13 protein-coding genes are annotated in these 14,333 nt (G+C 72.4%); 11 read left to right on the top strand and 2 right to left on the bottom strand.

The window, feature by feature from the left end:
* Positions 1-259: 259 nt before the first annotated feature.
* Positions 260-607, top strand: a complete 348-nt coding sequence (locus ACWDD9_RS42600) for a hypothetical protein (protein ID WP_449814643.1) — start codon at positions 260-262, stop codon at positions 605-607.
* Between the two features lie 863 nt (positions 608-1,470).
* On the opposite strand, the gene ACWDD9_RS42595 is transcribed toward ACWDD9_RS42600, so the two are convergent.
* Positions 1,471-1,746 (bottom strand): hypothetical protein, encoded by a 276-nt coding sequence (locus ACWDD9_RS42595; RefSeq protein WP_449814642.1) that lies wholly within the window; start codon positions 1,744-1,746, stop codon positions 1,471-1,473.
* A 620-nt stretch (positions 1,747-2,366) separates the two neighbouring features.
* On the opposite strand from ACWDD9_RS42595, the gene ACWDD9_RS42590 reads away from it, so the two are divergent.
* The gene (locus ACWDD9_RS42590) at positions 2,367-3,254 is read left to right on the top strand and encodes a glycosyltransferase family 2 protein (RefSeq protein WP_449814641.1); all 888 of its coding nucleotides are present in this window, start codon (positions 2,367-2,369) and stop codon (positions 3,252-3,254) included.
* Between the two features lie 34 nt (positions 3,255-3,288).
* On the opposite strand, the gene ACWDD9_RS42585 is transcribed toward ACWDD9_RS42590, so the two are convergent.
* Positions 3,289-4,437: an XRE family transcriptional regulator gene (locus ACWDD9_RS42585; protein WP_449814640.1), complete on the bottom strand. Its 1,149-nt coding sequence runs from the start codon at positions 4,435-4,437 to the stop codon at positions 3,289-3,291.
* A gap of 427 nt (positions 4,438-4,864) precedes the next feature.
* Here ACWDD9_RS42585 and ACWDD9_RS42580 point away from each other — a divergent pair, with 427 nt between their 5' ends.
* The 9 genes from ACWDD9_RS42580 (at position 4,865) to ACWDD9_RS42540 (ending at position 14,318) form a co-directional block, all read left to right on the top strand.
* Positions 4,865-5,788 carry a class I SAM-dependent methyltransferase gene (locus ACWDD9_RS42580; protein WP_449814639.1) on the top strand — a complete coding sequence of 308 codons (924 nt, stop codon included), beginning with the start codon at positions 4,865-4,867 and terminating at the stop codon, positions 5,786-5,788.
* A gap of 37 nt (positions 5,789-5,825) precedes the next feature.
* The gene (locus ACWDD9_RS42575; RefSeq protein ID WP_449814638.1) at positions 5,826-6,905 is read left to right on the top strand and encodes an NAD-dependent epimerase/dehydratase family protein; all 1,080 of its coding nucleotides are present in this window, start codon (positions 5,826-5,828) and stop codon (positions 6,903-6,905) included.
* Positions 6,906-6,987: 82 nt separating this feature from the next.
* Positions 6,988-7,992, top strand: coding sequence for a Gfo/Idh/MocA family protein (locus tag ACWDD9_RS42570; RefSeq protein ID WP_449814637.1), 1,005 nt, complete (start codon positions 6,988-6,990; stop codon positions 7,990-7,992).
* Positions 7,993-8,009: 17 nt separating this feature from the next.
* Positions 8,010-8,759: a hypothetical protein gene (locus ACWDD9_RS42565; protein WP_449814636.1), complete on the top strand. Its 750-nt coding sequence runs from the start codon at positions 8,010-8,012 to the stop codon at positions 8,757-8,759.
* Positions 8,756-10,096 (top strand): hypothetical protein, encoded by a 1,341-nt coding sequence (locus tag ACWDD9_RS42560; protein WP_449814635.1) that lies wholly within the window; start codon positions 8,756-8,758, stop codon positions 10,094-10,096. The genes ACWDD9_RS42565 and ACWDD9_RS42560 overlap by 4 nt, the downstream gene beginning before the upstream one ends.
* A gap of 40 nt (positions 10,097-10,136) precedes the next feature.
* Entirely contained in the window at positions 10,137-11,195 is a 1,059-nt protein-coding gene (locus ACWDD9_RS42555) for an NAD-dependent epimerase/dehydratase family protein (protein ID WP_449814634.1), read from the top strand.
* Complete coding sequence (locus ACWDD9_RS42550) at positions 11,192-12,349, top strand: DegT/DnrJ/EryC1/StrS family aminotransferase (protein WP_449814633.1); 1,158 nt, start codon at positions 11,192-11,194, stop codon at positions 12,347-12,349. Before ACWDD9_RS42555 ends, ACWDD9_RS42550 begins: the two co-directional genes overlap by 4 nt.
* Positions 12,350-12,564: 215 nt before the next feature.
* Entirely contained in the window at positions 12,565-13,032 is a 468-nt protein-coding gene (locus ACWDD9_RS42545; RefSeq protein ID WP_449814632.1) for an RpiB/LacA/LacB family sugar-phosphate isomerase, read from the top strand.
* A gap of 86 nt (positions 13,033-13,118) precedes the next feature.
* Positions 13,119-14,318: a DegT/DnrJ/EryC1/StrS family aminotransferase gene (locus tag ACWDD9_RS42540; RefSeq protein ID WP_449814631.1), complete on the top strand. Its 1,200-nt coding sequence runs from the start codon at positions 13,119-13,121 to the stop codon at positions 14,316-14,318.
* The last annotated feature ends 15 nt before the right edge of the window (positions 14,319-14,333 follow it).

The following is a 14,333-nucleotide window of genomic DNA, read 5'->3' as shown; positions in this document are numbered from 1 at the left end:
CTCCACACCTACAATCACCACCGCGGACACACCGCACTCGCAGGCAAACCACCCGCCAGCCGCGTCCCCAACCTCACGGGTCAGAACACCTAGGGCGCGCCGTCGCAGCGTGATGGCCATGAGGCCGAACCCCCACGGCGCCGAAGCGATTCGTTCCGGCCCCGTGTACCGGCCACGCACCCGCTACCAACGTTCACAAGCGGGCCACCGGCTCTGCTCACAAGGGCTCCGCGAACAGCGGCGCCACCACCATGAAGGGATGACCGAGATATTGCCAACCACGCCCGATACCCCTGTCCCGCCCACCTACCAGCGAAACGACCTGGTGCACCGGCCCGAGGGGGACGAGCTCATTGATGTCACCGGGTTCCTCCAGGATGGCGGCACGGTCCGGATCTCATTCGACCCCGGCCAGTCGGGCGCGGTCGACGAAGACGGCGTCGTCACCCAGGAGCCGATCGAGGAGTGCTTCATCGTCACCGCCCACGATCACGGCGGCACCAAGATCGGCTCCGGCACGGGGCGCTCAGTGGCCGAGGCGATGCTGCGACTGCACCGTCCACCCGCCCCCGCCCCCAGCGCCTACTCGACCGAACCTCCGTTCTAGGATCCGCCTGTCGGATGGATCGAGCAGACCGACGACGGTCGGCGCATCGAGCACGACCTACAGCTCGCCGACCCCGACGGCGAACTGGTGATCCCGGGCAACGCCATCGACTGGTGGCTCACCCGCGGGGCGGTGGGAGCCCCTCTGCGCAGCTCCTGCACCCACGGATGGATCAGGACCGTCCCCGACCCGGCCCTGCCTGAGCTCCCGCCGGCGGCCGACCCGCCGACTGAGCCCTCCCCCTGCGCCGTCAGCAGACGTTGACGGCGTTGGAGCTGGTCTTCTCCTTCGACTCCACCAACAGCGTCCCCACCATGACGGACTCGGACGGGCACGAGACGCTGCGGCGCCTCGCCCCGCCCTTCGTGCTCAAGCTGGTCAATCTCTAGGAACCCTCAGCCCGAGCAGCCGAGGCCTGACACGAATCTGCCGCTGGTCCGGCAATGGCGAATGCCATTCCGCACAGTCGCGACATGATGCACCTGTCAATAGCGGTCATCAATTGACAAAATCGGCCACCCCGTGAGCATAGAATCAATGCCATATGTCACATAATCCTATAATCCAGTCACCCAATCGGGTGAACAGTCCTTCGGCCTTCGCACAGCACCGTTTCCCGCTTCGTAGCGTTGCCGTTAGTCCGAACGAGCCACAACCAACCGGTGCCAGTGGCGGATGACAGTAAATTCCGCGTGCCTGCATCGGCATTCCGCGTTGTGTTCTCGAAGGACGCCGCGCAAGGAAGGGGCTCCTTCGGTTAGGTCACCCGAAAGGTATCGGGCGGCTGACTACCGCATGAAGCCCACTGCACGACCGGCAGTGGGCTGCGCAACACTTCACCAAGGAGGAGAGGCTGTGCTCACTTACTCGCGCCGGCGATCGGCCGCCTCTCCTTCGGCCCCTTCGCAGACGGAACCGAGGCCGCAGGGGCTCACCGGACCCCGCTCAACCGGAACGGCCCGTCGTCGGCGGGCGCAAAGGGCCTTATGGAGGCCCTTGCCGATGGCGCGCAGCACCAAGCTCAGGAGCGGCCAGCCGATCCTCACAAGGAGGGCGGCCTCCTCGGCCGCCGCGCCTTCCAGGAAAGCGTCGATGAGCTCGGGCGCCGCTACCTTCAGCGCCAGGTTGAGCACATCCACACACCGCTCGGCCGGCTGCGGTGTAGCCGTGCACCCGCGCGGGCATCCCCAAAAACGGGCCGTGGGAGACTGCGGCTCTGCGCCCGAATTTGTATTCGGGCAGCGAGCAGGGGTTTCACTCATGTGATCCTCCTGTGTTTCCAGGGTGGCTCCCAGCGGCCTGGCCAAAGTTGTCAGGCCGAGTCCAGGCCGCTGGGGGGCATTCAAATGGCTACCGGCATCAGCCGGATCCCCATTCCACATATGAGAACGAGAAGGGTCTAGTCGGGTTACCCTTCAGCACGCCTGCGGGTTAATAAATTCTTTTTTGCTTCCACGCTGGGAATGGTTGTGGTACACGCTCGCCGCCTGCACCGATTGGCGTGAGCAATTCAAGGCCCGGTCGGTTCCAGACACGGCCCGAGTTCCCGCTGAGGTGCTCGGCCGCGCCCAAGATGATGAGGATCGCCACGTCCGTGATCCAACATGTCCGCTGACCACGGTCTGGTCGGGCCGCTCCGCAGCGCCGGGGCTCGTCCTCGGGCTGGAGCGCGACAGCCGATTCCGGGTAGCCCAAGGCGGCTCCACGATGGCACTAGGGTGAGCTCGTACGGCTAGACCGGGTGTGGAGGCGGAACTTCATGGGCGAGGGCACGGACCGGGCTGTCGATGTCGTCGTTCTCACGATGAACGACCGGTGGGCCGAGTTCCGTGACGCGATGGCGTCGGTGCTCGCCCAGAAGGGGGTCAGCCTGCGGACGGTGATCGTGGGCAACGGCGTCGAGCCGGCCACCGTTCCGGCCGGGGCGGTCTCCGTGGCCCTGCCGGAGAACATGGGGATTCCCGAGGGGCGCAACGTTGGGGCGCGGGCGCTGGCCGGCCCGGATGCCGGGGAGTTCCTGCTGTTCTTCGACAACGACGCGATCCTGCCGGAGACCGACACCGTCGCGCGCCTGGTGGCCGAGTTCGACCGGCATCCCGACGCGGCGTACGTCCAGCCCCGGATCGCTGATCCCACCACAGGGGAGACGCTGGGACGGTGGGTGCCGCGGTTGAAGTCCTCCGACGCCCGGCGCCCGGGCGTGGTGACGGTGATGGCGGAGGGCATCGTGTTGATCCGCCGCACGGACTTCGAGGCCGTCGGTGGTTGGCCCGGGCACTTTTTTTTGTTCCACGAGGGCATCGACCTGTCGTGGCGGCTGTGGGATCTCGGGAAGACCGGCTGGTACGCGGCAGGCGTCGAGGTGCACCACCCGGCGACCAACCCGGCCAGGCACGGCCCGTTCTACCGGATGGTCGCGCGCAATCGGGTGTGGGTGGCCTACCGGCGTCTGCCGGCGCTGCTCGTGCCGGTGTACCTCGCGGCGTGGACGCTGATCAGCGTCTACCGGTTCCGGTCGGCGGGGCAGCTCCGGGTGTGGTTCAAGGGCCTCGCGGAGGGGCTGCGCGGCGGGCACGGTGAGCGACGGCCGATGAGCTGGCGCACGGTGTGGAGGCTCACCCGAGCCGGTCGGCCGCCGATCATCTGACCGACGGCCTCCAGCGTTCCCTGCTTGCGGGGCGTCAGATGGTGGCGGAGATCCGCTCCCGCACCTCTCTGGCCTCCGGTACGTGGGAGTGAGAGGACAAGGCGGCGGCTAGGTCCCGCAGCGGACCAGTGGTGCGCTGGGAGCTGATCTCGGCGGTGATGTCGAGCGCGTGGTGCGCGGTGGCGCAGGCGTCTTCGACGTGGCCCTGCTGGAGCTGGGCGTCGGCTGCCCGGACGAGGTAGATCGCCTGAGTCCGCACAGTACCGGCAGCCTCGCGGGCGCTGAGCGCGAACCCCTTCTCCGCCTGGTCCGCCCGGCCCATGGCGAGCTGGGTGGAGGCGAGGCTGCCAGCGTACTCGGAGCCGTCGAACCAGTACGCCCACTCCGGTTCACCGGTCTGATCAAGCCCGGCGGCTTCCAGCTTGGTCTGGGCGGCGTCGAGGTCTCTCCAGCAGCCAACGTCGTGTAGGTGGGAGCGCGCTCGCGCCCGCCGCGCGAGGACCAGCGCCTCCACGCGTGGTGCGGCCCTACCCCGTACGGCAGCCAGGGCGGCGGAGGCCAGTGCGTGGGCCTCGACGGCACGTCCCGTGTTGTACGAGGCTGCGGCCCAGAAGGTGAGGGTGTGGGCGCCCAGCGCCGGGTCGTCGGCCGCGTGCGCGGCCTGCAAGGCGGCCTTGAACGCCACGTCGTCACAGCGGCCGTGGACGTCGAACGCGGCCCAGGCCCGCATCCGGGCGAGGTCCGCGCCGGCCGCGTACAGGCGGCGCTGGTGGGCGAGGGTGTGACTGCGGTTGGTCAGCAGGTCGGTAACGGCAGCCAGCGTCGCCGCCGTGTCCCGGATCAGGGTGCCGCCACCGTCCTCGTCATCAGCCAGCCGCAGTTCCCGCACCCGGCGCTCGATCGTCGTGACGGCGCCTTCTCCGATGCGCCGGCCCGTGGTGAGCTGCGCCGCCACGACCGGGTCCGCCGTGAGCCACGAGAACAGGGCGGCGGTCATCGCGGCCGAGCCGAGGAAGAACGTCCGACGGTCCATGGGGCTTCCGATCACGTCTTTGAGGGCGCCTACGGTGCCGGGTCCCGACCACGGGTACTCGTTGGGCTGCTGGAGCGGGTCGAACTGCAGCCACTGGGGCCACGGGTGGGATTCGACCAGGGCGCTGTCGATGCCGATCACGTCGGCCATGACGAGCTGCGTGAGGTTGTCGGGGGTCCTGCCGCTCTCCCAGCGTAAGACCCCGTCCCGCCCGGTTCCTAGAGGCGTGCCGAGTTCGGCACTGCGCTCGCGTAACTTCCGTGCGAAGGCGGACCGTTCGAGGCTCCTGACTTCGCGTACACGGATGAGCGGATGTTCCTGCGGCTGCGCGGTCAACCTGTCCCTCCCCTGGGCGTGTGACAGCGATCCGCCCGACGCTACTGGTCGAGCGACGTGCCCGACAGCCCCTTCGGGCGCTGCTCCGGCGCTGCTCATCGGCGCACCAGCGCAGCACCGTGCCAGATGCTTCCGGTGCCTCGTGGTGGGAGCGCATCGTAGACCTCCCCCGGTCGAACGCCGGGAGGCTTCCCGTCGCACTGCTCTCACGCGCCGGACCGAATTCCCCTGATCGGAGCGCATGTTGACGAGTACCGTCACCGGGACGCAGACCTTCGCCACCGCATACCTGGAGCGGCTGGCCGACGAAGTGATCCCCGAGGAGCACGCCGTCCTGACGGCGGAGGACGCCCGCGCGACCTACTTCCGCGACGCCGACGCCCTGGAGGTCAAACAGAAGATCCACGACCGGTTCCGCACCAACCCGAAAGCCCTGCACGACCACCTGCTGGAGGCCCTCGCCCTGCGCGGTACCGAGGAGCTGCTGGACCTGGGCTGCGGCAACGCCTTCGTGCTTGAGCGGCTACGACCGCACCTGGCAGCCGGCCACCTCACGGGCGTGGACATCTCCCCGGCGATGCTCGCCGCCGCCCGACACCGCCTGGCGGGGGTGGCGACGCCGTGCGAGTGGATCGAGGGCAGCGCCGACCGGCTCGACGCCCTCGCGGACGACACCTTCGACCGCGTCATGTGTGTCTACACCGCGCACTACGTCGCCGACCTGGACCGGTGCTTCGCCGAGGCCCGACGGGTCCTGCGCCCGGGGGGCCGGTTCCTGCTCACCACCGACCGGCCCGACTCGATGGTGGAGATGTACGACGTCCACCTGCGCGCCCTGCGGGCCCTGAACGGCCCCGCGCATCTGGCCAGGGCATCGTCCAAAGCCCGGATCTCCCTCACCAACGGCCACCGACACCTGGCTCCGCACTTCGACCAGGTCCGGCTCCTGGAGTGGCAGGACCAGCTGCAATTCGCCGACGTCCAGCCCTTCCTGGACTTCTACCGTGCCTCCTACCACTGCTCCGCCGCCTCGGGGCCCGCCCCCGCCCCGCCCTCCCTGCTCGCCGCGCTGGAAGAGCGCGTGACCGCGGCCGTCGCCGAGGTCATCGCCACCTACGGCTACTTCGCCGTCACCAAGTTCTCCGGCACCTTCATCTGTTCCTGACCTACCCCCTCTCCCCGACCCCGTGAAGGAGGGCCCCATGGCCCGCCCCGCCCCCGGCCCGCTGACCGGCGCACGCGTCCTGGTCACCGGCGGCGCCGGCTTCATCGGCACCGCCGTGCGCGACACCCTGCTGCGCGCCGGAGCCCACCCCACGCTGCTCGACGACCTGTCCGCCTACGACCCCGCCGTCTTCACACTCCTGGGCACCGGCCGCAGCGACCCGGACCTGGTCTTCGGCGACGTCGGCGACGAGACCCTCGTACGCCACCTCGTCGCCGACGCCGACTACGTCCTCCACGCCGCCGCGCACTCCACCGTCCAGGGCTGCCTCGCCGCCCCGAAGACCGCGTTCCGCTCCAACCTCGCCGGCACCGACACCGTGGTGCGCGCCGTCGCCGACACCCCCGGAGTGCGGCGCCTCGTGCTGCTGTCCACCGCCCAGGTGTACGGCCACGGCGGTCCGGACGCCGACCCGACCCGCCCGCGCCTGTTCACCGAGACCCAGCCACACCAGCCCCTCAATCCGTACGCCAGCTCGAAGGCGTGGGCCGAGCAGCACACCCGCCACCTCCTGCGCGCGTCCGGCCGCGACTTCACCGTGCTGCGCCCCTTCTCTGTCTACGGGCCCGGCCAGGTGCCCAAGCCGGGGGCGGCGAGTTGGGTGGTCGCGCAGTTCACGATGTACGCGACTCTCGGGCAGGAGCTGCTGCTCAACAACGGCGGTGTGCAGGCGCGCGACTTCCTGTTCCGCGACGACGCCGCTGAGGCGATCGTGCGGTCGCTGACCGCACCCGGCGCCGCCGGGCAGACACTCAACCTGGGCACGGGCGTGCAGACCTCGGTGCGCGAGGTGGCCGAGCAGGTCGTCGCGCACTTCCCCGGCACCGAGATGCGCATCGCGCCGCCCGCCGCCGGCGACCCGCTGGGCGGTCGGGCCGACACCGCGCTCATGCACGCCGCCCTGGAGTGGGCGCCTGCGGTGACCGTCGCCGACGGCATCGCCCGCTACGTCGAGTGGGTCACCGCCACCCCCCAGGCCGTGCCCGAGTGGATGCGAGCCGAGACCTCCGCCAGCCGCCTGGCCGCCTGGTCGGGTACGGCTCCCGCCCGTTCCTGACCCCGCCGTCCCCGGTCGGGCCCGCCCCACGGCGGGCCCGAGCTCACCCGCCCCACACCTCTACCTCCTGGAAGGGACCACCATGGCAAGGAAGCTGAGGGCCGCGGTCGTCGGCCTCGGCTGGGCCGGCTCCGTCCACGCCCGCACCCTGGACGCGCTGGACGGCGTCGACGTCGTCGCCCTGGCCGACCCGGACCCCCGCCGCCGCGCCCAGTTTCCGGGGTACCGCACCGTCCCCCACCTGCGGGACCTGCTGGTGTCGGACCTCGACTACTGCGTCGTCGCCGCGCCGACCGCCGCCCACGAGGGCCTCGCGCTGCAGCTCGCCGCCGCCGGCGTCCCGGCGCTGATCGAGAAACCCCTCGCGTCCACCACGGCCGCCGCCCGTCGCATCGAGGACGCCTTCCGCAAGGCCGGCGTCCTCGCCGCGGTCGGCCACACCGAGCGGCACACCGCCCCCGTGGCGGAGCTCGCCCGCCTGCTGCACTCCGGGGAGTTCGGCTCGCTGTGGCACATCGACGCCCGCCGCCAGGGGCCGTACTCCGGCCGGATCCGCGACGTCGGGGTGACCCTCGACCTGGCCGTGCACGACCTCGACCTGGGCGCCTGGCTCGCCCGCGCGCCGATCGAGTCCGTCACCGCCGACACCGTGCGCATCGCCGGCCCGCACGAGGACCTCGTCACCGCCACCGCGCGCCTGGGCGGCGCGCTGCTGAACGTCCACGCCGACTGGATCAGCCCGCGCAAGGCCCGCACCGTGCAGGTGCGCACCGAAGCGGGCCTGCTGACTGCCGACGCCGTCGCCGGCACCCTCACCCTGCACGCCAACAGCGCCCCCGCCGACGAGACCGGGGCCTTCCGCGGGGTGGGCAGCGGACCGGCGGTCGTCCTGCCCGTGGCCGAGCGCCCGGCCCCGTTCACCGTCCAGCACGAGCTGCTGCGCGACGCCCTGCTCGGCCACGACGTCGGCGGGCTCGTCCCCCTGGGCGACGGCGCCGCTGCGGTCGCCGCCGCCGAGGCGGTCCTCGCCGCCGCTGCGACAGGCCGCTCGACGCCGGTCGCCGCCCGCCGGCTCGCCGCCGCCTGAGCGCCGAGGAGCTGTCGATGCCCGCGCTTCACGAACTCGCCGACGCCCGGTGCCTGCCGGACCACCAGGTGATGGACCGGGCCACCCTGGAGTGGATCGCCGCCCACCGGCCGCCCGCCGCCTCCGGCCCGGCCGCCGCCCTCCCGCCCGGCACCACCGCCCTGGTGCCCGCCGAGGACTGGTTCGCCGAAGCGGCACTGACCGACACCCTCCACGGCGTGCGGCACAACGCCCGCGTCTCGGTCCTCGCCGCCGTTCTCGCCGCCCTGCACCACCTCGACGCCGGCCACACCCTGGCCCTCACGGTGGCTGCCTCCGTCCACGACTGCCGACGGCACAACGACCGCACCGACGCGGGCCACGGCGAGCGCGCCGCCCGCTGGCTCCACCGGCAGCACCACGTCGTCACCGCCGCCTTCGGCCTGCCCGACCTCACCGCCCCGCTTCTCGACGCAGCCACCACGGCCATCGCCCTGCACGACCTCCCGGCCCATGCCGCACCGCCCCACCGCCGCTGCGCCGACCCCCGTATCCGGCAGGTGGCCGACCTCCTCGCCGCCGCGGACGCCCTCGACCGCTACCGCCTGCCCGCCCTGCGCTGGTGGCCCGACCCCGCCCTCGTGCGCACCCCGCTGCCCGAGGCACTGCACGCCCTCGCCTTCCGGCTCGTACTGGACAGCGAACACGCCAGTCTCGACGGAGCCACCCACCACGGCGCCCTGCGCCACGCCCTCGACCTCGCCCGCCCGACCCGGGAGCAGCAGTGAACCCCGAATGGGAGTACGCCCACACCGACCACACCGCCCCCAGGCAGCGCCCCGCCCCCGCCGGGCTGGCCGCCACCGAGGCCCACTGGCTCCACTACCTGCACCACGAGACCCCCAACGGCGCGCTGATGGGCCGCGGCAACGCCATGCTCGCCACCCTCTCCGGCGGCGGCCCCCTGTACCTGATGCACACCACCGCTGCCCTGGACGCCATCCGCTCCAGTGGGCAGGTCCTCGGCGCCGCCGGCTGCCTGGTCGGCGCCCTGTACTGCGCGCCCCTCACCCTCACCGCCGCCGGGCTGCGCCCCCACAACCTCGGCTCCTATCTCATGGAGACCAAGGGCCACCGCGACGTGGTCGTCATCGAGATCACCCCGCCCGCCGCCGCGCCGGCCGAAGGCGTCGACTACCTGCGCCTGGGCGGCATCCACCTGGACACCTACCGCGAGCACCGGCACGCCCTGACCGGCGCCGAGGACGAGCGGCTGCGGGCCTCCGTGGTTCGGCGCGTGCAGGACAGCGCCGCCTTCCTCGACCTGATGCTCGCCAACGCCTGCGGCACCGCCACCGACCCGGCGCAGTTCCTCGACCGCCTCTCCCACGCCATCACCGCCGTCCCCTTCCTCGGCTACCTCTACTTCGAGGTGGTGTCCGAGTACCTGATGCTCCACTCCGCCTCGCCCGAGACCCGGGCCTGCGCGGCCCGGGGCGAGATGAACAACCGCCTCTACAAGCGCCTGGCGTTCGCCGCCGTCCCCACCATGGACCGGCTCTTCGACCTCGCCCTGTTCCGGCCCGGCCACCGGCGGCTCACCGACCTGCTCAGCCGCATCGAACCCGCGCTCGCCGAGCAGGCCCCCGTGTACGTGCGCAGCCGCCTGTCCCACCTGTTCGCCGCCACCGCCCTGGACGCCGCCCGGGACGCGCGCACCACCACCTTCCACGGCGCCCGCTTCGAGGACCTCGCCGCCATCGCCCCCCGGCTGCTCGGGCAGCTCCTGTTCCGCGAGCTGCGGACCCACCCCCGCTACCCGCAGCTGTTTCCCCTCATCGAGCAGGCCAAGGCCCACGGCGCCTACGCGTACTGGAACAGCCGCCGCATCACCGCCCCGTACAACGGGTTCCTGCCCAAGGGCGAGATCGGCGTCAACCTCGCCACCCCCGCCCCCGTCACCCTCTGGACCGCCGAGGCCTGCGAGCGCGGCCTGCTCCACCCCCGGGAGCGGATCGACGCCGCCCTCCACCCCCGCCTGGCCGATCTGCACGGCACCGCCCTCGGCAAAGCCTCCTTCGCCCAGCCCGCCGAAGGCCGGCCCGCGCTCCAGCCCGCCCACTGACCCCCGCCCCGCACTCCGACACGAGACAAGGACCACCATCATGCGCATCACGCTGCTCGGCGGCGCCGGCTACATCGGCACCGTCGCCGCCCACCGCCTCACCGAACTCGGCCACCACGTCACCGTCATGGACGGCCTCATCTACCGCCCCGGCGACGACCCGGCCGACCTCCTGCCCTCCGGCGCCGACTTCATCCGCGCCGACCTGCGCGACCCGAAGGCGCTGGGCACCGCCGCCGACGGCGCGGACGCGGTGGTGCACCTCGGCGGCCTGGTCGGCGAGCCGGCCTGCGCGGGCGACGAACAGCTCGCCGTCGAACTCAACTACGCCTCGCCGGTCCTGGCCGCCGAGGCCGCCCTCACGATGGGCGTCCCGCACTACGTGTTCTTCTCCTCCTGCAGCGTCTACGGCAGCCGCGAGGGCGTCGTCGACGAGGACACCGCCCCCAACCCGCTCGGCATCTACGCCCGCACCAAGGTCCTCGCCGAACGCCGCCTGGCCGGACTGTTCGCCGGCGCCGGGGCACTGACCGTACTGCGGCTGGCGACCGTCCACGGCCTCTCCCCGCGCCCGCGCCTGGACAGCGTCGCCAACAAGATGACCGCCCGGGCGGCCGCCAGCGGCCGCATCCCGCTCAACGGCGGCTCCCAGCGCCGCCCCCTCGTCCACGTCCGCGACGTCGCCGACGTCCTGGCCGCCGTCCTCGCCACCCCGCAGGACCTGGTGCTGAACGTCGGCGCCGACGCGGAGAACTACACCATCGGCGAGATCGCCCACACCGTGGCGGCGACGGTGGCCGGCTCGGGCATCGACTACGGGCCGGAACGGGACGAGGCGGACGCCCGCGACTACCGCACGAGCTTCGCCCGCCTGGAGGCCCTGCTGCCCGGCGCGTGCCGACGCACCCTCGCCGACGGCGTCGCCGAGATCGCCGCCGCGGTCGCCTCCGGCCGCCTCGGGGACGTGGACGCGCCCGAGTACGACAACCACTGCGGCCTGCTTGCCGCCCGCAGCACCGGGCGCCTCGCCATCGCCGCAACCGCCGACTGCCTGCGCCTGCACACCGAGTACACCGCCGCCGACTGGAGCGCCAAGTGACCGCCGCCACCGCCCCCGTGCTCGCGCCACTGCCCTGGAACCGGCCCCTGATCGGCGAGGACGACATCGCCAACGTCGTCGCCACCCTCCGCTCCGGGTGGCTCACCCACGGCCCCAACGCCAGCGCCTTCGAGCAGGCCGTCCGTGAGGACCTCGGCGTCGAAGACGCCTTCGCCGTCTCCTCGTGCACCGCCGCGCTGCACCTGGCCCTCCTCGCCGCCGGCATCGGGCCCGGCGACGAGGTCATCACCCCCAGCCTGACGTTCTGCGCCGCCCCCAACGCCATGCTGCAGGTCGGCGCCCGGCCTGTGTTCGTCGACGTCGAACCCGCCACCCTCAACACCAACCCCGAAGCCGTCCACGCCGCCATCACCCCGCGCACCAAGGCCATCGTCGCCATGCACTACGGCGGCCACCCCTGCGACCTGCGGGCGCTGCGCCACCTCGCCAACGAGCACGGACTCCTGCTCGTCGAGGACGCCGCCCACGCCCTGCTGGCCTGCCGCGACGGCCTGCGCGCCGGGTCCGTCGGCGACCTCGCCGTGTTCTCCTTCTACGCCAACAAGGTCCTCACCAGCGGCGAAGGCGGCATGCTGGTAGGCCGCGCCGACCTGGTCGCCAAGGCCCGCCTGCTGGGCCGGCACGGCATCGACTCCTCCGCCTGGAAACGGCACGGCAAGGGCAACACCGCCGACTACGACGTCACCGTGCCCGGCCTCAAGTACGTGATGTCGGACCTGAACGCCGCCCTCGGCCTCTCCCAGTACCGCAAACTTGCCGCGTTCACCGCCCGCCGCGCCGAGATCGCCGCCTCCTACACCGCCGCCCTCGCCGACCTGCCGGGCCTCACCACGCCTGCCGTCCTGCCCGGCGTCCAGCACGGCTGGTTCCTCTACCCGATCCTCGTGGACCCCGCCGCCGCGCCCCTGGACCGCACCTGCCTCGCCGAACGCCTCCAGACCGAGCACCGGATCGCCACGAGCATCCACTTCCGGCCCGTCCACACCCTTCACGCGTACCGCAACACCTCGCACCACCTCCTGCCGGTCACCGAACGCGCCGCCGCCCGGCAGCTGTCCCTGCCCTGCTACCCGGCCATGACCGACCACGACGTCGACCGCGTGATCAGCGCCGCCCGCGCGCAGTGGACCTGAGCACCCCCGTCCGCAACCCGCCGGGGCCCGGCCGCCGGCCTAGCGCACCCGGGCCCCGACAGGAAGCCACCAACCCGGTGCTCTGGCGCTGCTCCCCAGAGCACCAGGAGGGCAGCGCCTCCGCCCCTTCCCCCGCCCTCGCCGCACCGGGGATCGTGGACCCGCCGCGCTTCCTGCGGACACCCACCACCCCACCGCCCACGGGAGGCCGCGCCATGCCAGGAGACCTCCGCATCGCGCTCGGATCGGACCGGGCCGGCAGCAGCCACCGGACCGCCCTGCGCGCCGAACTCTCCGCGAACACCCTCGTCGCCGAGATCATCGACATCCCCAGTGGCGCCGCCGGGCACCACCGCCCCTACCCGGACGTCGCCCTCGCCGCCGGCCAGCTCGTCGCCACCGGCGCCGCCGACCGCGCGCTGCTCATCTGCCACACCGGCCTCGGCATGGCCCTCGCCGCCAACAAGGTGCGCGGCGTGCGGGCCGTCACCGCCCACGACCCGTACAGCATCGAACACGCCGTCCTGTTCAACGACGCCCAAGTGCTGTGCCTCGGCCAGGCACTCATCGGTGCCGACACCGCGGCCGGCCTGGTCCGCCAGTGGCTCGCCCTGCGCTTCGACCCCGGCAGCAAGGCCACGGCGCGCATCGCCGCCATCACCGCCTTCGAACAGCGCACCTGACACCGCCCCAGCTTCGTACCCCGTCCATGCCCGCGACCCGGCCGGGCGCCCCGTACCCGCGCACCGGCCCTCCTGGAGCGATGCCCATGCCCACCGACGCCCGCACCGCGCCCCGCACCACCACCGGCCTGCGCTGGCCCATTGAGCCCCTGCAGGGCGGCTGGTACACCGCCGCCGAACACGCCGCGATCCAGGAGGTGGTGACCGACTCCGCGTCCTGGCGTACCGGCTGGAAGGGCCCCCAGGTCGCCGACTTCGAGGAGTCCTTCGCCGCCCGCGCCGGCACCGCCGCGGCCATCTCCTTCAACAGCGGCGGCACCGCCCTGGAGATGGTGCTGCGCGCCCTCGACCTCCAGCCGGGCGACGAGGTCATCTCCTGCGCCCTCAACTTCGTCGGCACGCACCTGCCAGCCATCCACCAGGGCGGCACCCTCGTCCTCGCCGAACCCGACCCCCTCTCCCTGAACCTCGACCCGGCCGACACGGAGCAGCGCATCACGGCGCGCACCCGCGCCATCTTGCTCACCCACTGGAACGGGCACGTCGCCGACGTCCGTCCCTTCCTGGCCGCCGCCGCCCGCCACCCCCACCCCGTCCACGGACCGGCCCGCGTCATCGTCGACGCCGCCCGGGCCTGCGGCGGCACCGCCCCCTCCGGCGCGCCGGTGGGCCGCGAGGGCTGGGCGACGATGTTCAGCTTCGAGTCGAAGAAGCTGATGACCACCCTCGGCCAGGGCGGCATGGTCACCACCGACGACCTCGACCTCGCCGAACGCCTGCACCGGCTTCGCACCTACGGCGGGCGAGATCAGTGGGGCACGAACCAGATGCTGACCAAGGCCCAGGCCGCCGTCGGCCTCGTCCAGCTGCGGCGCCTGGACGAGATGAACGAGGCCCGCATAGCCCGTGCCCACCGGCGCACCGCCCTGCTGGCCGGCACCCCGCACCTCACGCTGCCCGAGACCGTCCACGGCCGTCGGCACCTCTACTACCGCTACAACCTCCTCGTCCCCGAGCACTGGGCCGGCCGCGGCCGCGACCTGCTCATGGAGACCCTGGCCGCCGACCACGGCGTCGGCAGCCTCATCAACGACCCGCTCACCTACGACGGCCACCAGTACATCAGCGGCCACACCGCCGGGCAGCGCTGCCCGCGCGCCGAGCAACTCGCCGCTCGACTGCTGTGCCCCGTCCTGCATCCGCTGATCAGCCCGGACGAGGAGAGCGTGATCTGCCAGGCGATCCGCGACGCCACCGCGCACGTCGCCAACGTGATCGACGGCTGAACACCGCCCCCCTTC

Source organism: Kitasatospora sp. NPDC001119 (genome assembly GCF_053598475.1).
This window is presented reverse-complemented; position numbering and strand designations above follow the sequence as displayed.

Coding starts and splice junctions, on each gene's coding strand:
- ACWDD9_RS42565 (WP_449814636.1), top strand. CDS start 8,010: ATGCCCGCGCTTCACGAACTCGCCGACGCCCGGTGCCTGCCGGACCAC.
- ACWDD9_RS42590 (WP_449814641.1), top strand. CDS start 2,367: ATGGGCGAGGGCACGGACCGGGCTGTCGATGTCGTCGTTCTCACGATG.
- ACWDD9_RS42570 (WP_449814637.1), top strand. CDS start 6,988: ATGGCAAGGAAGCTGAGGGCCGCGGTCGTCGGCCTCGGCTGGGCCGGC.
- ACWDD9_RS42600 (WP_449814643.1), top strand. CDS start 260: ATGACCGAGATATTGCCAACCACGCCCGATACCCCTGTCCCGCCCACC.
- ACWDD9_RS42585 (WP_449814640.1), bottom strand. CDS start 4,437: ATGGCCGACGTGATCGGCATCGACAGCGCCCTGGTCGAATCCCACCCG.
- ACWDD9_RS42575 (WP_449814638.1), top strand. CDS start 5,826: ATGGCCCGCCCCGCCCCCGGCCCGCTGACCGGCGCACGCGTCCTGGTC.
- ACWDD9_RS42545 (WP_449814632.1), top strand. CDS start 12,565: ATGCCAGGAGACCTCCGCATCGCGCTCGGATCGGACCGGGCCGGCAGC.
- ACWDD9_RS42555 (WP_449814634.1), top strand. CDS start 10,137: ATGCGCATCACGCTGCTCGGCGGCGCCGGCTACATCGGCACCGTCGCC.
- ACWDD9_RS42580 (WP_449814639.1), top strand. CDS start 4,865: ATGTTGACGAGTACCGTCACCGGGACGCAGACCTTCGCCACCGCATAC.
- ACWDD9_RS42540 (WP_449814631.1), top strand. CDS start 13,119: ATGCCCACCGACGCCCGCACCGCGCCCCGCACCACCACCGGCCTGCGC.